The 22,972-nt window shown below is 68.9% G+C and carries 22 protein-coding genes; 10 read left to right on the forward strand and 12 right to left on the reverse strand.

Going from position 1 to position 22,972, the window contains the following annotated elements; all coding sequences use genetic code 11:
* The first annotated feature begins 177 nt into the window (after positions 1-177).
* Entirely contained in the window at positions 178-3,156 is a 2,979-nt protein-coding gene (locus AC0NZN_RS14155; RefSeq protein ID WP_474592955.1) for an alpha-mannosidase, read from the forward strand.
* An 8-nt stretch (positions 3,157-3,164) separates the two neighbouring features.
* Here the strand turns inward: AC0NZN_RS14155 and AC0NZN_RS14160 are convergent, their stop codons facing one another.
* The 4 genes from AC0NZN_RS14160 to AC0NZN_RS14175 all read right to left on the reverse strand — a co-directional run bounded on the left by AC0NZN_RS14160 (position 3,165) and on the right by AC0NZN_RS14175 (position 7,779).
* Entirely contained in the window at positions 3,165-4,607 is a 1,443-nt protein-coding gene (locus AC0NZN_RS14160; RefSeq protein ID WP_474592956.1) for an MFS transporter, read from the reverse strand.
* Positions 4,608-4,679: 72 nt separating this feature from the next.
* Entirely contained in the window at positions 4,680-5,438 is a 759-nt protein-coding gene (locus tag AC0NZN_RS14165; RefSeq protein WP_474592957.1) for a patatin-like phospholipase family protein, read from the reverse strand.
* Between the two features lie 161 nt (positions 5,439-5,599).
* Positions 5,600-6,655 carry a zinc-dependent alcohol dehydrogenase family protein gene (locus AC0NZN_RS14170; protein WP_474593011.1) on the reverse strand — a complete coding sequence of 352 codons (1,056 nt, stop codon included), beginning with the start codon at positions 6,653-6,655 and terminating at the stop codon, positions 5,600-5,602.
* 227 nt (positions 6,656-6,882) lie between these two features.
* Positions 6,883-7,779: a hypothetical protein gene (locus AC0NZN_RS14175; protein ID WP_474592958.1), complete on the reverse strand. Its 897-nt coding sequence runs from the start codon at positions 7,777-7,779 to the stop codon at positions 6,883-6,885.
* A gap of 53 nt (positions 7,780-7,832) precedes the next feature.
* Here AC0NZN_RS14175 and AC0NZN_RS14180 point away from each other — a divergent pair, with 53 nt between their 5' ends.
* Entirely contained in the window at positions 7,833-8,540 is a 708-nt protein-coding gene (locus tag AC0NZN_RS14180) for a phosphatase PAP2 family protein (protein WP_474592959.1), read from the forward strand.
* Between the two features lie 45 nt (positions 8,541-8,585).
* Here the strand turns inward: AC0NZN_RS14180 and AC0NZN_RS14185 are convergent, their stop codons facing one another.
* The 3 genes from AC0NZN_RS14185 to AC0NZN_RS14195 form a co-directional block, all read right to left on the reverse strand.
* The gene (locus tag AC0NZN_RS14185; protein ID WP_474592960.1) at positions 8,586-9,062 is read right to left on the reverse strand and encodes a MarR family winged helix-turn-helix transcriptional regulator; all 477 of its coding nucleotides are present in this window, start codon (positions 9,060-9,062) and stop codon (positions 8,586-8,588) included.
* A 91-nt stretch (positions 9,063-9,153) separates the two neighbouring features.
* Complete coding sequence (locus AC0NZN_RS14190) at positions 9,154-10,221, reverse strand: fatty acid desaturase family protein (protein ID WP_474593012.1); 1,068 nt, start codon at positions 10,219-10,221, stop codon at positions 9,154-9,156.
* A gap of 222 nt (positions 10,222-10,443) precedes the next feature.
* Positions 10,444-10,647, reverse strand: a complete 204-nt coding sequence (locus AC0NZN_RS14195; protein ID WP_474592961.1) for a cold-shock protein — start codon at positions 10,645-10,647, stop codon at positions 10,444-10,446.
* Positions 10,648-11,210: 563 nt separating this feature from the next.
* Here AC0NZN_RS14195 and AC0NZN_RS14200 point away from each other — a divergent pair.
* A complete protein-coding gene (locus AC0NZN_RS14200) occupies positions 11,211-11,438 on the forward strand; it encodes a hypothetical protein (protein ID WP_474592962.1) in 228 nt (75 codons plus the stop codon).
* A gap of 14 nt (positions 11,439-11,452) precedes the next feature.
* Here AC0NZN_RS14200 and AC0NZN_RS14205 read toward each other — a convergent pair whose 3' ends face one another.
* From AC0NZN_RS14205 to AC0NZN_RS14215, 3 genes are read right to left on the reverse strand one after another with little or no spacing between them, the layout of a single operon-like run.
* Complete coding sequence (locus AC0NZN_RS14205; RefSeq protein WP_474592963.1) at positions 11,453-12,532, reverse strand: Gfo/Idh/MocA family protein; 1,080 nt, start codon at positions 12,530-12,532, stop codon at positions 11,453-11,455.
* Positions 12,511-13,215: a ThuA domain-containing protein gene (locus AC0NZN_RS14210; protein WP_474592964.1), complete on the reverse strand. Its 705-nt coding sequence runs from the start codon at positions 13,213-13,215 to the stop codon at positions 12,511-12,513. The genes AC0NZN_RS14205 and AC0NZN_RS14210 overlap by 22 nt, the downstream gene beginning before the upstream one ends.
* The gene (locus AC0NZN_RS14215) at positions 13,212-14,396 is read right to left on the reverse strand and encodes a Gfo/Idh/MocA family protein (protein ID WP_474592965.1); all 1,185 of its coding nucleotides are present in this window, start codon (positions 14,394-14,396) and stop codon (positions 13,212-13,214) included. The genes AC0NZN_RS14210 and AC0NZN_RS14215 overlap by 4 nt, the downstream gene beginning before the upstream one ends.
* Positions 14,397-14,466: 70 nt before the next feature.
* On the opposite strand from AC0NZN_RS14215, the gene AC0NZN_RS14220 reads away from it, so the two are divergent.
* On the forward strand, positions 14,467-15,468 hold the full coding sequence (locus tag AC0NZN_RS14220) for a LacI family DNA-binding transcriptional regulator (protein ID WP_474592966.1): 1,002 nt from the start codon (positions 14,467-14,469) through the stop codon (positions 15,466-15,468).
* Positions 15,469-15,554: 86 nt separating this feature from the next.
* Here AC0NZN_RS14220 and AC0NZN_RS14225 read toward each other — a convergent pair whose 3' ends face one another.
* Both AC0NZN_RS14225 and AC0NZN_RS14230 read right to left on the reverse strand, forming a co-directional pair.
* On the reverse strand, positions 15,555-15,791 hold the full coding sequence (locus AC0NZN_RS14225) for a hypothetical protein (RefSeq protein ID WP_474592967.1): 237 nt from the start codon (positions 15,789-15,791) through the stop codon (positions 15,555-15,557).
* A 98-nt stretch (positions 15,792-15,889) separates the two neighbouring features.
* The gene (locus tag AC0NZN_RS14230) at positions 15,890-17,083 is read right to left on the reverse strand and encodes a M20/M25/M40 family metallo-hydrolase (RefSeq protein WP_474592968.1); all 1,194 of its coding nucleotides are present in this window, start codon (positions 17,081-17,083) and stop codon (positions 15,890-15,892) included.
* Between the two features lie 306 nt (positions 17,084-17,389).
* Between AC0NZN_RS14230 and AC0NZN_RS14235 the strand changes: the two genes are divergently transcribed.
* Genes AC0NZN_RS14235 through AC0NZN_RS14260 form a run of 6 tightly spaced genes read left to right on the forward strand, consistent with a single transcriptional unit; the run spans position 17,390 to position 22,972 of the window.
* The gene (locus tag AC0NZN_RS14235; protein ID WP_474592969.1) at positions 17,390-18,937 is read left to right on the forward strand and encodes an ABC transporter substrate-binding protein; all 1,548 of its coding nucleotides are present in this window, start codon (positions 17,390-17,392) and stop codon (positions 18,935-18,937) included.
* 10 nt (positions 18,938-18,947) lie between these two features.
* The gene (locus AC0NZN_RS14240) at positions 18,948-19,898 is read left to right on the forward strand and encodes an ABC transporter permease (RefSeq protein ID WP_474592970.1); all 951 of its coding nucleotides are present in this window, start codon (positions 18,948-18,950) and stop codon (positions 19,896-19,898) included.
* Complete coding sequence (locus AC0NZN_RS14245) at positions 19,895-20,758, forward strand: ABC transporter permease (protein WP_474592971.1); 864 nt, start codon at positions 19,895-19,897, stop codon at positions 20,756-20,758. The genes AC0NZN_RS14240 and AC0NZN_RS14245 overlap by 4 nt, the downstream gene beginning before the upstream one ends.
* Positions 20,755-21,534: an ABC transporter ATP-binding protein gene (locus tag AC0NZN_RS14250; protein ID WP_474592972.1), complete on the forward strand. Its 780-nt coding sequence runs from the start codon at positions 20,755-20,757 to the stop codon at positions 21,532-21,534. The genes AC0NZN_RS14245 and AC0NZN_RS14250 overlap by 4 nt, the downstream gene beginning before the upstream one ends.
* A complete protein-coding gene (locus AC0NZN_RS14255; protein ID WP_474592973.1) occupies positions 21,531-22,343 on the forward strand; it encodes an ABC transporter ATP-binding protein in 813 nt (270 codons plus the stop codon). Before AC0NZN_RS14250 ends, AC0NZN_RS14255 begins: the two co-directional genes overlap by 4 nt.
* Positions 22,340-22,972, forward strand: a complete 633-nt coding sequence (locus tag AC0NZN_RS14260) for a TetR/AcrR family transcriptional regulator (protein ID WP_474592974.1) — start codon at positions 22,340-22,342, stop codon at positions 22,970-22,972. Before AC0NZN_RS14255 ends, AC0NZN_RS14260 begins: the two co-directional genes overlap by 4 nt.

Consider the following 22,972-nt stretch of genomic DNA (forward strand, 5'->3'; position numbering starts at 1 on the left):
CTTTTTCATCCAAACGTTATAAAATCTATACTGAAGCAAGAACATGCGGTACCGGGCGGGCCATCGACTCTCGCGCCTCCACAGGGGGTGGAAGCGCGAAGCGCAGAGACATTCGGGGGAAGTCTTCGCCCGCCCGGTACCGCCCCTCCCGCCTCCGTCGACGGAAGGAATCCCCCCGTGTTCGACGACTCCGCCCTCGTTCTCAGACGTGTCGATCGATTCATCCGTGACCGCTTAGCGCCGGCGGTCGAACGCGCCTGCGTGCCGCTCGACATCACCGCGTGGAACGTGCCGGACGAGCCGGTGCCCTTCGCCGATGCCGTCGCACAGGAGTTCGTCCCCTACGTCGTCGGCACCCCGTGGGGCAAGCCATGGGGCACGACGTGGTTCCGGCTGCAAGGACGCGTCCCGGACGGCTGGGATGCGGGACTGGTCGAGCTCGAGGTCGACCTGGGATTCCACCTCGGCCAGCCCGGATTCCAAGCCGAGGGTCTCGTGTTCGCGCCGGACGGCCGGATCATCAAGGCCCTGGAGCCGCGGAACACGCACATCCCGGTGTCGGGCGATGTCATCGATGTCTACGTCGAAGCCGCAGCGAACCCCGACATCGGCCAGAACTGGACCTTCGCCCCGACCCGTCTCGGCGACAAGGCGACCGCGGGAACGACTCCGCTCTACGCCCTCCGTCGTGCCGACCTCGTGCTGCGGGATCGCGAGGCGTGGGAGCTGATCCAGGATGTCGTCGTCCTGCGCGGACTGTGCAGCCAGCTCCCTCCGTCCTCGTCGCGCGCGGCCGAGATCCTACGTGCACTCGAACGGGCGGTCGACGCGTCGGATCCGTACGACATCGGCGGCACGGCATCCATCGCCCGCGAGGTGCTCGCGCCCGCGCTCGCCGCACCCGCCAACGCCAGCGCGCACCGGGTCGCGGCCGTCGGCCACGCCCACATCGACTCGGCCTGGCTGTGGCCCACGCGTGAGACGATCCGCAAGTGCGCGCGCACGTTCTCGAACGTGCTGGACCTGATGGATGCCGACCCCGCCTTCGTCTTCGCCGCCTCGTCCGCTCAGCAGTACGCGTGGATCGAGGAACGGTATCCCGAGCTGTTCGGCCGGCTGGCCGAGCGCGTCGCGCAGGGGCGGTTTGTGCCTGTCGGCGGCATGTGGGTCGAGGCCGACACCAACCTTGTCGGCGGAGAGGCGCTCGTACGCCAATTCGTGTACGGGCAGCGCTTCTTCGAGCGCGCGTTCGGTCGCCGGTCGACGATCGGCTGGCTCCCGGACTCGTTCGGATACACGGGCGCGCTGCCGCAGATCATGGCGGGTGCAGGCATCCGCGCGTTCCTCACGCAGAAGATCTCGTGGAACGAGACGAACGCCTTCCCGCACCACACCTTCGAGTGGGAGGGCATCGACGGCACCCGGGTGTTCACGCACTTCCCGCCCGTGGACTCGTACGGCGCCGAGCTCCGCGCACACGAGCTCGCGCGCGCGGAGCGCCAGTTCGCGGAGAAGGGCGCCGCGAACTCGTCGCTCGTGCCGTTCGGCTTCGGCGACGGCGGGGGCGGACCGACGCGCGAGATGCTCGCGGCCGCCGCCCGCACGGAGTCGCTCGAGGGATCGCCGCGCGTGCGGCTCACCGGCCCGGAGGAGTTCTTCGCACAGGCGCGTGAGGAGTACGCGCACCCGCCCGTGTGGGCGGGAGAGCTGTACCTCGAGTTCCATCGCGGCACGTACACGTCGCAGGCCCGCACGAAGCGCGGCAATCGCCGGTGCGAGCTGCTGCTGCGCGAGGCGGAGCTGTGGGCGACGACCGCGCACGTGCGTGCGGGCGCGGACTATCCCTACGACGTGCTCGAGGACGCGTGGCGGACCGTGCTGCTGCAGCAGTTCCACGACATCCTCCCCGGTACGTCGATCGCGTGGGTCCATCGCGAGGCCGAGGCCGGCTACGCCCGGGTGCAAGCCGCGCTGGAGGGGGTGATCGCCGATGCCCTCGCCGCCCTCGGCGGCGCGATCGACGGCGTGCTGTCCAACGCCGGCCCCTTCCCGATCGACGGGGTTCCGGCGCTCGGCTCGGGACCGGTGACGGCCGCCTCGGACGCGAGCATCTCCCGCGACGGCGACGCCTACGTCCTCTCGACCGACCGCGCCCGCTTCGTCCTCGACGCGTCGGGCCGGATCACGTCGGCGGTGGATGCCGAGACGGGCCGCGAGTCGATCGCCCCCGGTCGCACCGCCGGCGAGCTGCAGGTGTTCCGCGACATCCCGGCGCAGTGGGACGCCTGGGACGTCGACGAGAACTACCGGCGTCACGGCGAGGTCCTGGCATCCGTCGAGTCGATCGCCGTCGTCGAGCAGTCGCCGCAGCGCGTGGCCGTTCGCGTCGAGCGCGCCTTCGGCGACTCGCGGATCGCGCAGGAGTTTTCCGTGTCCGCGGGATCCGCGCGCATCGAGATGACGACGGAGGTCGACTGGCACGAGCGCCAGCGGATGCTGAAGCTCGCGTTCCCGCTCGACATCCACACGACGACGGCGACCTCCGAGGTGCAGTTCGGTCATGTGGTGCGACCGATCCATCGCAACACGTCGTGGGACGAGGCGCGGTTCGAGACGAGCGCCCACCGGTGGGTCCACGTGGGCGAGCCCGGGTTCGGCGTCGCGATCGCGAACGACGCGACCTATGGTCACGACGTCACCCGCCACGCGCGGGAGGGCGGCGGCACGACGACACTTGTGCGCCAGTCCCTGCTCCGGGCTCCGCTCTACCCCGATCCCGAGGCGGATCAGGGCAGGCACGTGTTCCGGTCGTCGATGACGGTCGGCGCCGAGGTGCCGGATGCCGTCGCCGAGGGCTACCGCCTCAACCTCGGGCTGCGTCCCGGTGGTGCTGCCGGCGCGCCGATCGTCCGGGCGGACGGCGTGGTGGTGGAGTCGGTCAAGCTGGCCGAGGACCGTTCCGGCGACGTGATCGTGCGGCTGTACGAGGCGTTCGGGCGCCGGGCCGGCGCATCCGTCACCTTCGACGCGGAGGTCGCGTCGATCGTGCAGACGGATCTGCTCGAGGACCCCGTCTCGGAGCCGGTGGTCGGTGCGACCATCGACCTGCCCGTGCGCCCGTTCGAGATCGTCACGCTGCGCGCCCGCCGCTCCTGAGCCGAGGACTACCCGGCAGTGGGCACCGGGCCCGTCACATCGGGAGCCTTTTCGATCGCCCCCTGCGAGCCGGCGACCTTGACCACCGCCGGCATCCAGATCGCAGACAGGAGGATGCCGACCGCGACCACCGCGACGCCGATGAACACCGCGACGGATGCCGTCACGATCGTGTGCGCGTCGTGTGCGTCGCCGCCCATGCGCGCGATGATCGCATTCGCGATCGCGCCGAGGATCGCGGCGCCGAGCGCCTGGCCCAACGAGCGGGCGAACATGTTGGCGCCGGTGATCACGCCGCGCTCGCTCCAGTCGACGCTGGATTGCGCGGCGACGAGGCTCGGGACGGCCGCGAAGCCGAAGCCCGCGCCGATGAAGAAGCAGCTGATCGCGACGAGCGCGACGGATGGATGCGGCGCGAGCAGAGCCAGCACGATCGTGCCGGCGAGCACGAGCACACCTCCGCCGATCGAGGTCGCGCGGAAGCCCCAGCGCAGGTAGAACCGCCCTGCGAGGGCGGCAGCGATCGGCCAGCCGATCGTGAAGGTGGCCAGCGCGAGTCCCGCGAGGAGCGGCGAGGCACCCGTGCCGACCTCGAGGTAGGTAGGGATGAAGGCCGTGAGGCCCACGAGCCCCATCCCGATGCCGAAGCCGAGGACGGTCGTCGACGAGATGATCCGGCGGCGGAAGATGGCGAGGGGCAGCACGGGCTCCGACACCCGGTTCTCCACGATCACGAACACCGCGAGCAGCACCGCACCTGCGGCGAAGATGCCGATGCCGATGGGGGAGTTCCACGCCCACGCCGTGCCGCCCTCGAGCACGCCCAGCATGATCAGGGTCATCGACGCTGTGAGCAGTGCGGCACCGACGTAGTCGATGCGATGCTTACGCCTCTCCACGGTCTCGCGGAAATTGCGACGGAGCAGCCACGCGGCAGCGATGCACAGCGGGATGTTCACGAGGAAGATGCCGCGCCACATGTCGAGCTGGGCGAAGATCCCGCCGAGCGTCGGGCCGACGACGGCGGCGATCGCCCACACGCTGGCGATGTAGCCCTGCACGCGAGCGCGCTCCTCGAGCGTGTAGATGTCGCCGACGATGGTGATCGAGAGGGGGAGGATGGCGCCTCCGCCGATGCCCTGGATGGCACGGGCGACGATCAGCGCGGGCATGCTCCACGCGACTCCGGCGAGAATCGAGCCGACCAGGAACACGGCGATCCCGAACATCAGCACAGGCCGCCGGCCGATCGTGTCGGCGAGCTTCGAGTAGACCGGAACGGTGACCGCCGAGGTCAGCAGGTAGATCGAGAACAGCCACGGGAACGACGTGAACGACCCGAGGTCGTTGACGATCGAGGGCACCGCAGTCGCGATGATCGTGGTGTCGATGGCCACCAGCCCCGTGGCCACCATCACGGCGAGAAGGATCGCGCCTCTGTCTGATCTCAACCCGATGTCGTTCGCCACACGGGGGTGCAACCCGAAGTCGCACGCGGGCTATTCCCCGTCCGCGGAATGGCGTCAGGCGGTCAGGATGACATCGTCGCGCAGGAGCGCAGCATCCAGAGCCTCTTCTGCGGCCCGACGGCCTTCGGCGATGAGCCGCGGCACATCGCCCATGGACCACTGCGCCATGCGTTCCATCTCGGGCTGGATGAGCACGACCGACGGGTCGGCCGCGAGGTCGGCGGTGCGGGTCACGGTGCGCATCATGCGCACGTTCTCCCACTTGGCGTGCAGGCGCACGACGATCGTGCGCGTCGCGCCGAGGGCGCGTGCGGCCGACACCGGGACGTTGTCGACCATGCCGCCGTCCATGAGCAGCGCACCGTTGCGGCGCACGGGGGGAAGCAGACCCGGGACGGCGATGCTCGAGCGGAGCGCACTGCTCAGCGGCCCGTTGTCGAGGATCACGGCCCGTCGGGTGCGGAGGTCGGTCGCGAGCGCGGCGAAGCGGCGCGGCAGGTTCTCGATGTGGGGGTCGTGGCCGAAGATGCGGTGCACGGCGTCGGTCACCGCGTGCGTGTCGAGGAGGCCCCAGCGCGGGCGGAGCGACCATCTGGCGATCGATGTCCACCGGAAGCCGAGCACCTCGCGCTCGATGTCGCCGTGCGCGAACCCCGCGGCGTGGGCCGCGGCGACGAGCGCGCCCGAGCTGGTGCCTGTCGTGATGCCGGGGCGCAGTCCGCGCTCTGCGAGCACCTGGAGGACTCCGACGTGCGCCGCGCCGAACGCGCCGCCGCCGCCGAGGGCGAGGCCGAGGGCGGGGTCGTCGTGCACGGGGGCTCCAGATTCGTCGAGGTGTTCGCACGAAGCTAACAGCGGCCGGCTGTGCAACCGCTGGCCACCCTCAGTCTCGATGAAGGGGAATCGCCGGGATTCCGCGGATCCGGCGGCGCCCTCTCAGCACCTCGACAACCGACCGTCAGCGTTCTCTCGCCTTATGCGGTCATGAGCACCTTCAGAGCCTTGGTCTCGGCGGCGCGGCCGAATGTGTCGTAGGCAGCCTCGATCTCGTTCAGCGCGAAGCGGTGGCTGACGAAGCCGGCGACGTCGATCCGGCCTTGTGCGAGGAGCTTGATCAGCGTGCGCGCGGTGTCGGTGTTCACCAGACCTGTCGTGATGGTGATGTTCTGGATCCAGGCATCCTCGAGGTGGAACTCGACGGGCTTGCCGTGCACGCCGACATTGGCCACGTGCCCACCCGGCCGCACGAGCGACGCCACCATGTCCCAGGTGGCCGGCACGCCCACCGCCTCGATCGAGACATCGACGCCCAGTCCATCCGTCAGGGCCATCACCTGCTCGCGCCAGTCGGCATCCGTCGCCACCACTCCGTGCGTCGCACCGAACCGCTGCGCCTGTTCGACACGGTTCGCATCGACATCGATGGCGATGATGCGGCTCGGACCGTAGAGGTTCGCGGTGGCGATCACAGCCAGGCCGACAGGCCCTGCGCCGACGACGGCGACCACGTCGCCGGCCGTCACGGCTCCGTAGCGCACGCCGATCTCATGTCCCGTAGGCAGGATGTCGCTGATCAGCACAGCATCCTCGGGAGCGAGGCCCTCGGGAAGCTTGTGCAACGAGGTCTCGGCGAACGGGATGCGCACGGACTCCGCCTGCGTGCCGTCGATGAGGTGGCCGAGGATCCATCCCGTCCCGGACTCTCCCTCGTCGGCCTGGCAGTGCGCATACATGCCCTTCAGACAGTAGCTGCACTTGCCGCACGCCGAGATGCAGGAGATGATCACGCGGTCGCCCACCCTCAGGTCTGTGACGGCCTCGCCGACCTCGGACACCACTCCGACGCCCTCGTGGCCGAGGACCCGACCCGGTTCCACCTCGGGGACATCGCCCTTGAGGATGTGCAGGTCGGTGCCGCAGATGGTGGTGTGCTCGATCTTGACGATGGCATCCGTCGGCTTCTGGATGACGGGCTCGGGCACCTCCTCCCATGACATCGATCCGGGCCCGTGATAGACGAGTGCCTTCATGGTCATGATCCGCATCCCTTCCTCTGCACACGCGGTCGACATCCGTATCCTCGTGCCGCCTCTCGCGCGTCGGCGGGCCCTAAGTCCCGCCTTCCGCCACGCGTCGCGCGTCGCGGTCACCGGTCCTGCAGGTTGCCCGGACCACACGACGCACCGAGGTCCGACAGCCAGCCGGGGTGCGCAGGGACGAAGGTCTTGCAGAGCCCCGTACCCAGATACAGAGCCCCTTAGCGCGCGTCGGCCGCCTCGGACTCGGCGCCCATCACACGGACGATCGCGGGCACCTTCTCGGTCGACTCCTGGTCTCCCTGCAGAAGGTCGAGGGTCAGTCGCACATCGCAGACCTGCTCATTGGCAGGATCGTCCATGGCGTCGTACGTCGGATTCACATCGACCACCAGGGTCTCCGTTTCGCCCTTCTTCAGGACGATGGTGCGGTAGGGGAAGTAGGGCTGCTCCTTGCCCCCTTCACTGACGCGGTAGGGCGTCGGATTCACCTTTGCGGCGTCTATCTGCATGCGCTCCGAGTCCACGCCGCCGCCGCGTCCCTCCAGCATCCGGACCATGGTTCCCCGGTCCGGCGGTCGGCAGGAGCTGGCGACATCCACGCCCGTGATCCGGACGGAATCGGGCCGATTGCCGGTCATCGTGAGGACCAGCGAGCGGGTAGCAGCAACGATCCCCGATCTGTGCGTCGTCAGCCAGTTGACGGCATCCTGAGGAGACAGGTCCGACAGCATCGCCAGGTCGTCGGCCGACAGGGTCTGCCCCGTCGGCAGAACGACGTCGTCGGTGGTGGCGGTCACGTGGGCGTGGATCTTGATCGGCGGTCCGCTCGTCGTGGCATTCCTGATCAGGTCGCTGACCGGCTTGCTGAGAACCGGAACGAGCACAGTGGTGGCCACGCCGACGACGACCGCCGTCGCCGCTGTGGCGATCGTGGCTTTCACCCATGTCGGCCATCCGGGCCGACGATCGCGCGGTGGAGGAGAATCGGCCATAATTCGCCCGCCCTGTGAGTACGGCAATTCTAAGAGGGCGCTCTCACCGCGGCAATGCGGGCGTGACGTGATCGATCCGGCGTTCATCGACAACGCGGCGCACGAACGCGGGCCGATCCACACGCTGCCGGAGGAGCTTCACCTGAGTCACAGGATCCACCTGCGAAGCTCGATCAGTGACCACCGACGTCGACTTTCTGACCTCCGCGCCGGCATCCCCGACCGTCAACGGCATCCTGCGCCCCTCGAGGCACCCGGTGTTCGTGGTGGTCATCGCGGTGCTCGGCGCCGCGCTCGTGACCGCGACCGGTCTGGTGCTGCGCGCGCACCACATCGACCAGGCGCTCTCGCACGCGCTCAACCAGCTGCACACGGGCGCGATCGGCATCGCGACGAGCGTCGCGTACTCGGGGATCGGGCCGGTGCCCGCGATCGTCCTCACCGTCATCGTGACGGGCGTCATCTGGGCGGTCACACGGCGGCTGCCGGTCGCGGCAGCCTTCGCGGGCGTCGTCGCCGTGACGTGGCTGTCGTCGGATGTGGTGAAGATCTTCGTCCACCGGGTGCGACCGGATGGGCATCTGCTGACGTATCCGTTCACGCCGGCGCAGCTGGACGCGTCGTACCCCAGCGGTCACGTGGTGTTCGTGACGACGTTCGTGATCGCACTCGCGTTCATCCTGCGCGACACGCGATGGATGCCGGTCTGGATCGTCGCCGGCGCGCTCGCCGTGATCGGAATCGCGCTCGCGGTGGCGATCGACGCCGTGCACTACCCGACGGATGCCGTGGCCTCCATGCTCTGGGGCGTGACCGTGACCCCGGGAGCGCGTGTCGTCCTGGTCGACTGGCTCATGCCGCGCATCCCGTTGCTCCGGCCCTGAGGGTCGAGTGCGCGGGGCCGGACTCAGTGGCGATCGATCTTCTGATCAGTCCGCGAGACGCGCCGTCTGCGCCCGCAGGGCTTGCGTGATGTCGTCGAGGTAGGCGGTGATGACTCGTGCGTCGGCTGAGGATAGAGACGCCGAGATCTCTTCCACTCTGGCGGCCAGGGGGTCGACGACGTCGACGGGCCGAAGCGTGCGGTCGAACGCCAGGACGCGCTTGCTCCGCCGATCGCTCGGCCGGGGTTCGACACTGATCATCCGCTTGGCGACGAGCCGGTCGAGAAGAGTGGTGATCGACGACGGCGAGAGGTGCAGGCGAGCGGCGAGCATGCCTGGTGTGACCTCGATGCCGCGGTCTCCGCCCTCCCAGATGGATCGCAGGGCGGCGCGGTCGGTGCTGTTCAGGCCGGAACGGTCGGCTCGGCGCCGACCGGAGTGCGCTTGGGCAATCCGAAGCCGCTCCACGGCGTCGATGAGTGCGTGGATCTTCGCACGGCTGGCCTGGCGCTCTTCGCCCATCGAACCAGCGTACCGATATCGCTCGGTATCGGAGATATGAGAATCCGGAAATTTCGATATCGAAAAGTCCGGATCTGAAGTGAGGACCGCCTCAGACCCGGCGGTGCTCGGAGGCGAGGGGGCAGTCGAACGGGTCGCGTGCCGCGAGGCCGACGCGGTTGAGGTACTCGATCACGATGGCGTAGGAGCGTCCGAGCGAGGTCTCCGTGTACGGGACGTCGTTGCTCGCGCAGTATTCGCGGACGATCTCCCGAGCCTTGGCGAGGTGCGGGCGCGCCATGCTGGGGAAAAGGTGGTGCTCGACCTGGTAGTTCAGGCCTCCCATGAGCCAGGTCGCCCACCAGCCACCGCGGATGTTGCGGGAGGTGCGGACCTGCTTGGAGAAGAAGTCGAGCTTCGCGTCCGGTGCGATCACCGGCATGCCCTTGTGGTTGGGGGCGAAGGAGGCGCCCATGTACACGCCGAAGACGGCGGTCATGACACCGACGAAGGCGAACGCCATCCCGACCGGCAGGAACAGGAACACGGGGGTCAGCACGATCGCGAACCGCAGCGTGAGCATCCCGAGCTCTGCCCAGCGACCCTTCACGTGTCCGCGGGCGGTGAGGTGACGGAAGCTCAGGAAGTAGAGGTTGAACCCCTCCAGAGTCAGCAGCGGGAAGAACAGCCATCCCTGCTTGCGCGTGATGAGACGGCGCAGGCCGCGGGCCTTCGCCGCATCCTCGTCGAGAAAGGAGATGGTGTCGATCTCGATGTCGGGGTCCTTGCCGACGCGGTTCGGGTTGGCGTGGTGGCGGCTGTGCTTCGAATCCCACCACGAGTAGCTCATGCCGACGATGGCACCCAGGACCCGGGCGAGTCGGTCATTGGCTGGCCCTGTGACGAGGATCTGCCGGTGTGCAGCCTCGTGGGCGAGGAACGCGACCTGCGTGAACAGGATGCCGAGCGCCCCCGCGATGAGCAGCTGGAACCAGCTCGCGCCGAGCAGGACGAAGCCGGTGATCGCGCCGCCGAACGCGACTGTCAGAGCCGCGGCGACCAGCAGGTAGAACCACCGGGCGCGCCGTAGAAGCCCGGTCTCCCGGACGACGTTGGAGACGTGAGTGTAGGCCCGAGTGATCGGCGGGAAGTCCTCCGTGCGGGCATAGGTCTGTCGGATGGCCCCGAGAGTCGGTGCCGTCGAAGGTGTAGCGCTGATGATCGACGCCTTTGGTCGGGCCAGTCACGGATGGGCGACTGGGTTGAAGCCACGGGCGGATGCCGATCGCTACCTTTGACGCTACGCCGTCGAACATGCCGCCAGCTGTATGCACAGCGGCAAAACGCCGTGAGAGCCGCGAACGGGTGAGCCGGCTTACGCCGGCTCACCCGTTCGGTGTCATCAGAGCGCGCGGATGTTCGCAGCCTGCGGGCCCTTCGGACCCTGCTCGGCGTCGTACTCCACCTTCTGGTTCTCCTCGAGGTTGCGGTGTCCGGATCCGAGGATCGCGCTGAAGTGGGCGAACAGGTCGGCGGACCCGTCGTCGGGGGCGATGAATCCATAGCCCTTGTCGGAGTTGAACCATTTGACGGTGCCGGTGGCCATAACGTCATTCCTTCGTTGTGCGGGACCACGGGAGTGATCCGTGAGACCGCGCGCGGCGGCGCCGGCGCGGAGTATGGGGAGGTCGAGATGCGGAGTGTCCGCGCGCAGTGAACGCCTGCAGCGTTCGTCGAGCGGCGATGAGGCTCGTCGAGCCGCCGAGGGTCTGTCCGGTCGGACCGAACACGGCGAAGCCGCGGTCGTCGACCACGACGTGCCCCGCGTACTCGCCGTCGTGTGTCGCGACGTGCACATCGTCGGCCGGTTGGAGCCAGCTCAGGTCGCCGTGCGACGGCATGCCAAGGATGGATGAGGAGATGAGATTTCGATTCGCTGAACTCAGGGAGCGTGCCTTCGTCGGCACATCGCAAGAAGGGGTGGACACACGGATTCTCGTGTGAGGCGCCAGGATCGGCGCCGATATGACTGGGAGATCGCCGGATACGGAACACGGCAACGACTCAACCAACCCCACCACTCTACCCTACGGCGTGCGCTGCACGTGTGAGAGGCCCCAGATGTGCGGATCCGAGTCGAATGTCGGAACCGAGTGCGAGTATTCGGGTATGGAGCTTCAGGCCGTGTGGCCGCACCTTCGTCCGGAAACCCGGAAGTGGCTCATCGCTCATAACGGAGAAGCCCTTCCCCCCGCGATCCTCGCGGACCTGCTCGCCGCGAACGGCGGCAGCCCCGACTCATCCTGGTGGTCGCGCGACGAGGTCGGCCGCCTCGGCTTGCCCGACGACGCCATCGACTGGATCGAGGGTGTCGCCAACGGAGAGATCGCCGCGTAGGGCGTCTCCACGCTTCAGGTGTACGGCACCGCGGTCGGGCGCTCCACCGCGGAGGCGATGTCCACCCGCGTGCCGGATGCCGCGGACCTGAGCAGGCCCGTCATGACCTCGAGCACGTGCAGTCCCATGGCGCCGGACGCGCGACCGTCGGCACGCTCGGGCGTGCGGATCATGTCGAGCAGCCCGATGCCTCGCGCCGAATCGCGGTAGCCGGCGCGGGGAGCGACGAGGCGCCAATCGTCGTCGCCGAGGCGGCGCAGCGTGACGTCGCCGGCGAAGAGGTTCGGGTCCGGCGCGGTCAGCGACGCATCCGTTCCGTGCACTTCGATGGGGGGTGCTGTGGTGCCTACGGAGTCGAAGCTCGTGGTGAGCGTCGAGAGCGCACCCGACGCATGCGTCAGAATCCCGGACACGTGGGTGTCGACCTCAACGGGGATCGGCGTCCCCGCACGCAGTCCGCTGGTGATGACCCGCTCCGCGCGCAGCCTGCTGCTGGCGCCGACCACCGAGACGACGGGCCCGAGCAGCTGGACGAGCGCCGACACGTAGTACGGACCCATGTCGAGCAGCGGACCGCCGCCGGGGAGGTAGTAGAAGTCGGGGTTCGGGTGCCACCGCTCATGTCCGGGCGTGGCCATGATCGCGGTGGCCGCGACCGGCATCCCGATCTCTCCGGCGTCGACGACGGCGCGCGCCGTCTGGATCCCGGTGCCGAGCACGGTGTCCGGGGCGCATCCGACACGGACGCCGGCGTCCGCCGCGGCCCTGATGATGCGCTGCGCGTCCTCCAGGGTGGCCGCGAGGGGCTTCTCGGTGTAGACGTCCTTGCCGTGGGCGATGGCCGCAAGGCACACCTCCGCGTGGGCGCCGGGCGTGGTGAGGTTGAGCACGACGTCGACGTCGTCGGAGGACACGAGCTCATCCACCGTGACGGCGCGGGCGGTGCGCAGGGTGTCGGCGATTCCCTCGGCACGCTCGCGGTCGAGGTCCGCCACGGCGGTGATTTCGACCTCCGACGACGGGACGAGGGTGTCGAGGTAGGCGCGGGAGATGACCCCGAGCCCGACGATGCCTACGCGGTGCGAGCGGCCCACAGCATTCCCCTTTCGATGATGGTCCGTACCGACGCATTGTCGAGGACGTCGAGGCTGTGTCCCGGGGTGGTCACGACGATGCGGCCGCGGCCCCATTCTCGTGTCCACACCGCAGGAGAGGTGTGCGGACGGTGCCAGGGCTGCCAGTCCTCGGCAGGATGCGTGGTGGTGGCCAGCACGTCGTTGAGGTCGTCGACGAGAACCCAGTACTGCTCGGTGTGCAGCTCGAAATCATCGAGCCCGGCGGTGAGGGGATGCGTGCGCCCGAGCTCGGTGATGTTCACCGTGTAGTCGCGGTAGTTCTCCTCGCCCTCGAGCCGGGTCTCACCCGGACCGACGGCAGGATGCGTCGCGAACTGCCCGCCGACGAGCTGGAGATAGTCGGAGGACGCGCGGAACGAGTCCGCGATCCCGCCGTGCCATCCGGTGAACCCGGTGCCCGCCTCGATCGCGGCGCGCAGCCCGGCGAGCTCATCTCGTTCGATCTGCGACATGGTCACGCTCTGCACGATGAGGTCGGTCTCGGCCATGACGTCCGCGTCCGCGTACACCGCGGTGGACTCCTCGACGCGCACGTCGAATCCGTTCTCGCTCAGGAAGGGGAGGAAGCGCTCCGTGGCGGCGACCGGCTGGTGGCCGTCCCAGCCGCCGCGGACGACGAGTGCGTGCCTGTTCTCTGTCATGCTGTGCCTCTGTTCACGGGTGTCGATGTCGAGGAGTGCGCCGCGCTCGCGGCGACGGCCGCCAGCACCCGCTGCACGTCGAGAGCCTCGTCGAAGCTCGGCGCGGGCTGCGTCGCGGCCGCGATCGCGGTCACGAAGTCGGCGACCTGATTGGTGAAGAGGTGGTCGTAGCCGAGGCCGTGCCCGACGGGCCACCAGTGCTCGGCGTAGGGGTGCACGGCATCCGTCGCCTGGATGCGGTGGAAGCCCTGCGTCTCACGCGGCTCGCGCGCGTCGAAGTACTCGAGCTCGTTCATCCGCTCGAAGTCGAACGCGATCGATCCGAGCTCGCCGTTGATCTCGATCCGGTTCGCGTTCCGCCGGCCCGTCGCGAACCTCGTGGCCTCGAACACCCCGAGCGCTCCGCCGGAGAACTCCGCCGTGAAGGCGGCCGCATCGTCCACCGTGACCCGAGCCATCGGCGCGTCGGCATCCGCCACACCCCCGAGCTCGCCGCCGGCCGCCGCCTGCGGGCGCTCGTCGACGAAGGTGCGCAGGGTCGCGGAGACCGCGGTGATCCGCTCGCCCGTGAGCCACTGGGCGGTGTCGATGCTGTGCGCGCCGATATCGCCGAGGGCGCCCGATCCGGCGAGGGATGCGTCCAGCCGCCAGCTCATCGGCACGCTCGCGTCGGCGAGCCAATCCTGCAGGTACTGGCCGCGCACATGGCGGATCGCGCCCAGGTCGCCGCGATCGATCAACTGCTTCGCGAGGGCGAGCGCGGGGGTGCGCCGGTAGCTGAAGCCGCACATCGACCGGATGCCGCGGGCCGCCGCATCCTTTGCCGCTTCCGTCATGCGCTCCGCCGACGGGACGTCGTTCGCCAGGGGCTTCTCGCACAGCACGTGCTTGCCCGCGTCGAGGGCGGCGAGCGCGATCTCCTCGTGCAGGTAGCCGGGCACGCAGATGTCGACGACGTCGATGTCGTCGCGGGTGATCGCCGCCCGCCAATCGGTGGCGGAGTCGGCCCATCCGAGCACTTGTGCGCGCTCCCGCGTCCGGTCCGCGTCCGAGCCCACCAGCACGGCGAGCTCCGGCTCCAGCGGCAACGGGAAGAACCGGTGCGCCGAACGCCACGCGTGGGAATGCGCGCGGCCCATGAACGCCGTGCCGATGAGCGCGACCCCTAGTCTCTGAGTCATCTTCGACCTCCTCGGTCGATCGTGGCACGTGGCAACTCCGCGGCGAGGTCTCGTGCGCAAAAATGGATCCGTGATCGATCGCTCGAGGGTGTCGCTGGCGGATGTGGCGGCCCTGGCCGGCGTGTCCCCCGGGAGCGCATCGCGGGCCCTCACCGGTCGCGGCGAGCTCTCTCCCGAGACGCGGCGTCGGGTTCTGGATGCGGCGGCGACTCTCGGGTACGACCGCGGATCGACCCAGCGCGGTCGTCCCCGGCCGCCGGACGCACGGATCATCGAGCTGGTGTTCGGTCATCTCACGGGGGCATGGGTGAGTCGGGCCGTCGTCGGCGCGCACGAGCAGGCCTTCGCCCTCGGCTACGACCTCGTTCTCACTCAGGAGCGCGAGACGTCGGCGGATGACTGGCACGTTCGCGCTGCCGCGCGCCATTCGTCCGGGGTGATCACCGCAGTGGTCACCCCGACGGCGAGTCAGATCGACTATCTCGCCGAGTTCGCGATCCCGACGGTGCTGCTGGACCCGCACGGGGAGCCGCATCGGGACCTCGTGACGGTGTCGGCGACGAACGAGCGCGGCGGCCTCGAGGCGGGGCGGCACCTCATCGACCTGGGTTACGAGCGCTTCGCGCTCGCCCTCAGCCCTGTTCAGTATCGGTATGGCCGAGCCAGGGTGCGAGGCTTTCGTCGGGCGATGTCGACCGCCGGCGTCGCCGACGTGGCCACCGTAGAGGTCGGGTGGGATGGGCGCGTCTCGCGGGCGACGATCGACCGGCTCGTCGACCTTGCCGCGGCCGGACGAATCGGCGTCTTCGCGCTCACCGACGTGATGGCGAACGCGGTCGTGTCGGCGCTGCTGCGGGCCGGCGTGCGGGTTCCCGACGACGTCGGTGTCGTCGGGTTCGACGGCGATCCGCGTCCGCCGGGTGCGCCGCTGGCGGTGACGAGCATCAACCAGCCCATCCGCGAGATGGCGGCCAGGGCGATCGACGTGGTCGACCGTCTGCGACGTGGGGAGCGCATCGCGGAGCGGAGGATCGAGCTCCCGACCGATCTCCTCCGGCGCGATTCGACCTGACCCGGGCGACGAGCTCCCGCAGGAAAACGCCCGCCGAGAGCGTGGGGCTCGATCGGCGGGCGTCCCCCGGCGTGCTGCTGACTGGCTCAGCTGCAGCCGTGGGCGGCGGCCAGGCCGCTGTTGATCCAGTAAGCCGCCCCGTGCACGCCGCCGGTGATGTGGCCGCTCTGTCGCGCGGTCGAGACGAGCTGGCCGTAAGTGGCCCCGCATCCGTCGTTGATCTGCACGCCGTAGCCGTCCGCCATCGCGGCGCTCGGCGTGGCCATCATCGCGCCGGCGACCAGAGCGCCGGCACAGATCGCCATCATGATCTTCTTTCGCATCGCTGAAACCCTTCTCTCGGGAGAGCACGACACCGTGCTTCACTAGCCAAACTAGCGAAATATACCTAGTTTGGCTAGCTATTGCTCTCGCGGCCGGATCAGCCGAGCGCGTCCTCCACGTTCACGTCCAGCTGCGGGTCTTGGCCAAACCCGAACCGTCGATCGGCCAGGGCGGCCACGAGCACGTCGACGCGCTCCTGCAGCGAGGAGCGGATGATGTGCTCGTGCGCGGCATGCGCCCCGGCGCCGCAGGGGCCGAGACCGTCCACGCGCGCCACGCCTGTCGGCCCGAGCAGGTTCGTGTCGGCCGCGCCCCGTGATGACCGCGCGTGCTCGAGATCGGGGAGGATCCGGCGGGCGAGCTCGATGTCCGCAGGTCGCGCCTTCCAGGTCGGGCGGTGGGACAGCACCGTGACCGCGAGGGACGCCCCCGGCCGACGAGGTTCTCGTCGCGACAGCGCCTCGAGGAACGATCGCTCCTGGTCGGGGTGGGCGAAGCGCAGGCCCAGCAGGGCCGTCGCGGATGCGGGCACCACATTCGCCTGTCCGGGTGCGGTGAAGGAGCCGACGTTGAACAGCACCGGCTCCTCCGGCGTGCTCAGGCGCATGGCGCCCTCACGGAGGTCCGCCAGCTGATCCACGAGCTCCTCGATGGCCGAGACGCCGGACTCCGGGTTCAAGGCTGCGTGCGCCGCTCGCCCCGACGCGCCGAGCCGCACGCGGACGCTGCCGAAGCGGCCCACCTTGGGCGCCCCGTCCGGGTGCGGCGCCTCGAATCCGAGAGCTGCGCGGCAGCCGACCACTGCAGCGGCGAGATGCTCGCGAGAGTCGACGGACCCGGTCTCCTCGTCCGGCGCGACATAGAGGCGCAGGGGAGGGTGGGCGGGTGACTCCGCGAGACGCCGCGCGATCTCCTCCATGACGACGAGCCCCGACTTCATGTCGAACACCCCGGGCCCCCGGACGATGTCCTCGGTCTCCTCCCACGGCATCTGAGAGCCGAGAGTCCCGCGTGGCCAGACCGTGTCCGAGTGGCCGATGAGGAGGACGGGTGCCGCCGCCGCGCCCCAACCCGCTCCGGGCAGATCACCGAGGAGCACGGGCCCCGAGGGTGTCACGATGCGGCGCACGACCAGCCCGATCGCGACCCAGCGCTCAGTCAGGAGATCGGCGAAGGCGGTCAGCGCCGGCACGTCCCCGCTGGGTGTCTCGACCATCACGAGCCGCCGGAGGCGGTCGATCGCTTGCTCGCTCGACGCCGTCACGGCGCCTGCATCCAGATCGGTGTTCACTTCGCAACCTCACGGGTGAGTGCATCATTCGTTACAAATGACTTGGTTAGGACGCTTGTCATCCTTGCATTCGCGCGGTTATCTTCCAAGATGTGAAACCTAATTCTGCGACGAGGGGTGTGCCGGAGACGCTGGCCGATGGTGGCCGACCGGTCGTGCTCATCGTGCAGAACTGCCCGTGCAGACGGCCAGGAAGCCGCACCGTCGGCGTTCTCCCGCCGCGAGTCTGTTAGTTTGACTCGGATTTCAAACGCAATTCAAGCTCGTCTTGCCCACCCGAACCCGAACCACAAGGAAGAGACAACGTTGCCTGCTTCAGCCTCTCGCCGGCGCGCCCGCGCGCTTCGCGCCGTCGTTCCGCTCATCGCCGTCGCCATGCTCGCCGGATGCTCGTCCGCCAGCGCAGCGGCCGGCACCGCCGACCACGGCGGCCCCGTCAAGGGAGGCACCCTCAAGGTGGCTCGCGGCAATCTGTTCGAGGGCTTCGACCTCGACCAGGAGACCCTGAACGCGAGCTTCCAGCTGTCGGAGGCGGTCATCGAGCCGCTCATCCGGACCAACCCGGAGGGGACCGAGCTGAAGCCCGGCATCGCGTCGAGCTGGACGTTCAACGCGGACAACACCCAGCTGACCCTCGAGCTCGACCCCAAGGCCGAGTTCAGTGACGGCACGCCCGTCACCGCGAAGGACGTGGCGTTCTCGGTCGACACGTGGAAGGCGGGCGCGAACTACGGTGCCACCTACGCGGTGATCGACCACACCGAGGTGCTCGGCGACCACAGCATCCGCCTCGATCTCACGCAACCGGACTCGGCGCTGCCCGCCTTCCTCTCGTGGGCGAACGCCGGCGTCGTTCCCGCCGACTTCGGCGGCCGCAGCGCCAAAGACTTCTGGCAGAAGCCCGTGGGTGCCGGCCCCTTCACCGTCCAGAACTGGTCGTCGACCGGCGACGTCGTGCTGGTGAAGAACCCGCACTACTACAAGAAGGGCCAGCCCTACCTCGACAAGGTCGTCAGCAGCTACGCCTCCGACTCGAACTCGCTCTCCCTGCAGCTGAAGTCCGGCCAGATCGACGTCGCGGACGAGATCAGCCCCGTGCTCGCGCGCGGGCTCGACCAGTCGCTCGTTCTCCCGGTCAAGGAGCACAACACGCCCCTCCTGCTGATGAACACCCAGGACCCGGCGCTCTCCGACCCTGCCGTCCGCCAGGCGATCGCCTACGCGCTGGACTACCCGGCCATCCTCAAGAGCGTCTACGGCTCGTACGGATCCCAGCCGACCGGTGCGCTTCCGACCGGCCTCGCCAACTGGGCGCCGCCGAGTTCCCCGTACTTCACGCAGAACCTGGCCAAGGCCAAGCAGCTGCTCGTCGGCAAGAAGGTTCCGACCTCACTGACCTTCATCTACACGAGCCAGGGCAGCGCGACCCTTCTCGCGCAGATCGTCGCACAGGACCTGAAGAAGATCGGCATCACCGTCGATCTGCAGGCCCAGGACGCCGGCGCCCGCTTCAGCAACCTCACCAGCGGCAAGTACCAGCTCGCATCCTTCGCCTACAACGCGATCTCGCCGGATGTGTCGGACCCGATCTCCTACATCACCTCCACGAGCGGCATGTTCACGGGCTTCACCTCACCCGTGCTCGATCAGCAGATCTCGTCCTACCAGGCGGCATCCGACAGCGCGAAGAAGAAGGCGGCCATCTCGGCGGTCCAGGACCTCTTCATGCAGCAGGCACCGTTCGTCTCCCTCGCCCACCTCACGTCGCTCGGCGCCGCGCAGAAGGACATCGGCGGAGTCCAGCTGACCCTCTGGGGCACGTATGCCCTTGAGAACGTCTGGAAGACCAAGTAGCGAGAGCACGATGTCCACACACCGCTACGCATTCGTCTTCCGGCGGATCGCCAGCCTGATCCCTCTGCTCCTGGGGATCCTGCTGGTGGTGATGCTCCTGCTCGAGCTCACGCCGGGCGATCCCGCGCGGCTGGTGGTGGGCCCCCGTGCTCCGCAGGCCGAAGTGGAGCGCGCTCGGCAGCAGCTGGGACTCAACGATCCGATGTGGATCCGCTACGTCTCCTACCTGCTGGGCGCGCTCCACGGCGACCTCGGTCTGTCGTTCAAGACGGGTCGATCGGTCAGCGGCCAGATCCTCGAGCAGCTTCCGGTCACGCTGATGATCGCCGGTGCGGGGGTTCTCCTCGCGGTGCTCATCTCGGTGCCGCTCGCGGCTCTCGCAGCGCGAAGCGGCGGTCGCTTCGGCGACCACGTCGTCCGGGGCTTCAGCGTGCTCGGGATCGGCCTGCCGTCGTTCTGGCTCGCGATCATGCTCATCACGTACGTCGCCCTGCCGACCGGGTGGTTCCCGGTCGCGGGTTTCGGCGACACGCCGCTCGACCACGTGCGGGCGATCGTCCTGCCGGCGGTCGTGGTCGCGATCAGCATCTGCCCGCCCATGATCCGGAGTCTGCGCACGACGATCGCAGAGCTGCAGACGACCGAGTACGTGCTCGCTGGGCGCACCCTCGGCTTCCACGGCACGGGGCTCATGCGACGCTTCGTGCTCAGAAACGCGCTGCCGCCGCTCATCACGGTGACGGCTGTGCAGGCCGGCTACGCACTCTTCGGCACCGTCATCGTCGAGGTCGCGTTCAGCCTTCCGGGCATGGGCCAGGGACTGGTGATCGCCGCCGGCATGCGCGACTACCCGCTCGTCCAGGGCTACACCCTGGTGTTCGCCATCCTGATCGTGCTGCTGTTCCTCATCGCGGACACGATCACGTCGGTCATCGATCCGCGAGTGAGGATCAGCGCATGAGCTCCGCCGTCACCGCACCCCCGGCGGTCGTTTCCGACCCGCCGAAGGCAGGGCCCCGACGACGCCCCGGCCGCATCCAGCTGTGGATCGGGATCGGCATCGTCGCCGTCTACATCGTGCTCGCCGTCATCGGACCCCTCGTGGTGCCCTTCGACCCGCTGGCACAGGACGTCGCGAACGCGCTCCAGCCGCCGTCGCCCTCGCACCTCCTCGGCACGGACGAGCTCGGCCGCGATGCGTTCAGCCGAGTGGTCGTCGCCGCGCGGATCGATCTGCTCGTGGCGCTCCTCGGAACGGTCCTGCCGTGTGCCGTGGGAACGGCGCTCGGTCTGCTCGCCGGCTACTTCGGCAAGGGCGTGGATGTCGCGGTCATGCGCACCGCTGACCTGCTGCAGGCCTTCCCGACGTACATCCTCATGATCGTGCTCGTCTTCGTTCTCGGGCCGAGTGTCGGCTCGCTCATCATCGCCTTCACAGCCGTCGGCTGGGTCGTCTACGCCCGGCTGACCCGTGGCGAGACCCTTCGCGTGCGGCAGTCGGACTACGTCATGGCCGCCACGGCAGCAGGCCTGCGGCATCCACGGATCATGCTGCTGCACGTGCTCCCCAACACGATGCGGCAGACCATCGTGTACTTCACCTCCGATCTCATCTTCGCCATCACGGCACTCGCCTCGTTCTCCTTCCTCGGCCTCGGAGTCCAGCCCCCGACGCCGGAGTGGGGAAACATGATCGCCGCCGCCCAGCAGTACATCGCCCCTGCGCCCTGGCTCACGATCGCCCCCGGCCTCGTGCTCGCGGTCCTCGCTCTCGGACTGGCGCTGATCGGCGACGCACTGCACACGGAGGGACGACGATGAGCCTGCTGAGCATCGCCGACCTGCGGATCGCGGATGCGCAGGGGCGGCCCCTCGTGGACGGCCTCTCGCTCGAGGTCGCGCCCGGCGAGACCGTCGGCATCGTCGGCGAATCGGGCAGCGGCAAGAGCCTCACGCTGCGCGCCGTCATGGGCATCCTCCCGCCGTCGCTCTCCGTCAGCGGGACGATCTCGATCAGCGGCGCATCCACCGTCGCACCGAAGGCCGCGATGGTCTTCCAGGAGCCGACGCTGGCGCTGAACCCGACGCTGCGCGTGGGAACCCTCTTGCGACTGACGTGGCGCCGTCATCACCGCGGCTGCTCCGATCGCGAGGCCCGTCTCGCCGCCATCGACCTGATGACGCATGTCGGCATACGCGACGCCGAATCCCGCTACGGGGCCTGGCCGCACGAGCTGTCGGGCGGCATGAAGCAGCGCATCGTGATCGCCGCGGCGCTCGCGACCGAGCCGGAGCTGCTCCTGTGCGACGAGGCGACGACCGCCCTGGATGTCCGCGTCCAGGCCCAGATCCTCGCGCTGCTCGCCACGCTCGTGCGCGAGCGGGGTCTCGGGATGGTGTTCGTCAGCCATGACCTCGCCGTCGTCAGCTCGGTCTGCGAGCGCATCCTCGTCATGAACAAGGGCGCTCTGCTCGAGCAGGGTGCGACACAGGATGTCCTGTCCCGGCCGCAGCACGCGTACACCCGCGCCTTGCTCGAGGCCAACCTCTCCCGCCGCGCGGCGATCGCCGCACCCGTCGAAGGCGCGACCCGATGACCCTTCTCGAGCTGGATCACGTCACCATCAGATACGGGCATGCGGCGCAGGTCTGGCGTCGCCGCCCCGGAGCGGAAGACCCACGACCGGCCGCGGTCTCGGATGCCGCCTTCCGCGTCGACAGGGGAGAGGCCCTCGGCATCGTGGGCGAATCGGGATCGGGCAAGACCACGATCATGCGGGCCGTGATGGGATTCGTCCCCGTGGACGAGGGCGTGATCCGCTTCGAGGGCGAGGTGCTCGGTCCCCGTCGGTCCGCCGCATCCCGCCGCGCGATCCAGATGGTCTTCCAGGACCCCGGGACGACGCTCAACCCGACTCGTCGGGTCGGCGACGCCATCGAGGAGCTCCTGCGGGTCCACCGCATCGTGCCTGCCGGGTCGCGACAGGCGCGCGTGCGCGAGCTCTTCGATCGGGTGCGCCTGCCGTCGACCGTGTATCGCGCCTACCCGCGCGAGCTGTCCGGCGGCCAGAAGCAGCGCGTGGCCATCGCGCGAGCGCTCGCGCTCGAGCCGCAGATCCTGATCGCCGATGAAGCCACGAGCGCCCTGGACGTCATCGTGCAGGCCTCTGTGCTCGAGCTCCTGCAGGAGCTGCGAGCCGACTCGGGCATCACCCTGATCTCCATCGCGCACGATCTGAACCTCGTGCGCTACCTGTGCGATCGGGCGATCGTGATGAACGGCGGGAGGATCGTGGAGTCGGGCCCCGTCGACCTGCTGTTCGATCACCCTCAGGAGGAGTACACGCGCGAGCTCATCGACGCATCGCCTCAGCTTCCGGATTTCGCAGGGATGGAGACACGATGACCAGCAGACGCGAGGGTCGGGCGCAGGACATCGCACGCGCCGCGATCAAGCCGCTCAGCGAGAACGGGCTGCACAATGCACGGCTCGCCGACATCGGCGAGAGCATCGGGATGACGGGCGCGCACCTGCTCTACTACTTCGAGAGCAAGACGGCGCTGTTCCTCGCCGCCCTGCGCACCGTCGAGAACGACCTGCGGGAGCGGACCGAGGAGGCGTTCGCGCAGATCCCCACTGCACGCGGGCGCTGGGAATGGCTGATGGATGCGGCGACGCCGATCGGAGAGCGCGACCCGAACCTCGCACTGTGGCTCGAGGCCTGGGCGGCGGCCGCCCACGATGACGAGGTCCGCGAGGTCGTGCATTCCCTGGAGGTGGACTGGCAGCGTCGTCTGCGAGACGTGCTCGAGTACGCCATCGAGCGCGGCGAGCTGCCGGGGGCGCTCGACATCCCCGCGTTCGTCCAGGCCTTCTCGGCCCTCCTCGACGGTCTCGCGCTGCGCCTCGTCGTCGATTACGGCGACCTCACGCACGAGGATGCGGTCGCGGTCTGCCGTGCATTCACGGACTCATTCCTCCTCTGGAGTGCGCCCGTCGATGCCGCGATCGTCGGCGCCGGGCAGGAGGGCTAG

It is taken from the genome of Microbacterium sp. sgz311019, assembly GCF_056135325.1.

Coding starts and splice junctions, on each gene's coding strand:
- AC0NZN_RS14170 (WP_474593011.1), bottom strand. CDS start 6,655: ATGAAGGCACTCGTCTATCACGGGCCCGGATCGATGTCATGGGAGGAG.
- AC0NZN_RS14250 (WP_474592972.1), top strand. CDS start 20,755: ATGAGCCTGCTGAGCATCGCCGACCTGCGGATCGCGGATGCGCAGGGG.
- AC0NZN_RS14185 (WP_474592960.1), bottom strand. CDS start 9,062: ATGGGCGAAGAGCGCCAGGCCAGCCGTGCGAAGATCCACGCACTCATC.
- AC0NZN_RS14195 (WP_474592961.1), bottom strand. CDS start 10,647: ATGGCCACCGGCACCGTCAAATGGTTCAACTCCGACAAGGGCTATGGA.
- AC0NZN_RS14200 (WP_474592962.1), top strand. CDS start 11,211: ATGGAGCTTCAGGCCGTGTGGCCGCACCTTCGTCCGGAAACCCGGAAG.
- AC0NZN_RS14260 (WP_474592974.1), top strand. CDS start 22,340: ATGACCAGCAGACGCGAGGGTCGGGCGCAGGACATCGCACGCGCCGCG.
- AC0NZN_RS14245 (WP_474592971.1), top strand. CDS start 19,895: ATGAGCTCCGCCGTCACCGCACCCCCGGCGGTCGTTTCCGACCCGCCG.
- AC0NZN_RS14225 (WP_474592967.1), bottom strand. CDS start 15,791: ATGCGAAAGAAGATCATGATGGCGATCTGTGCCGGCGCTCTGGTCGCC.
- AC0NZN_RS14255 (WP_474592973.1), top strand. CDS start 21,531: ATGACCCTTCTCGAGCTGGATCACGTCACCATCAGATACGGGCATGCG.
- AC0NZN_RS14240 (WP_474592970.1), top strand. CDS start 18,948: ATGTCCACACACCGCTACGCATTCGTCTTCCGGCGGATCGCCAGCCTG.
- AC0NZN_RS14215 (WP_474592965.1), bottom strand. CDS start 14,396: ATGACTCAGAGACTAGGGGTCGCGCTCATCGGCACGGCGTTCATGGGC.
- AC0NZN_RS14210 (WP_474592964.1), bottom strand. CDS start 13,215: ATGACAGAGAACAGGCACGCACTCGTCGTCCGCGGCGGCTGGGACGGC.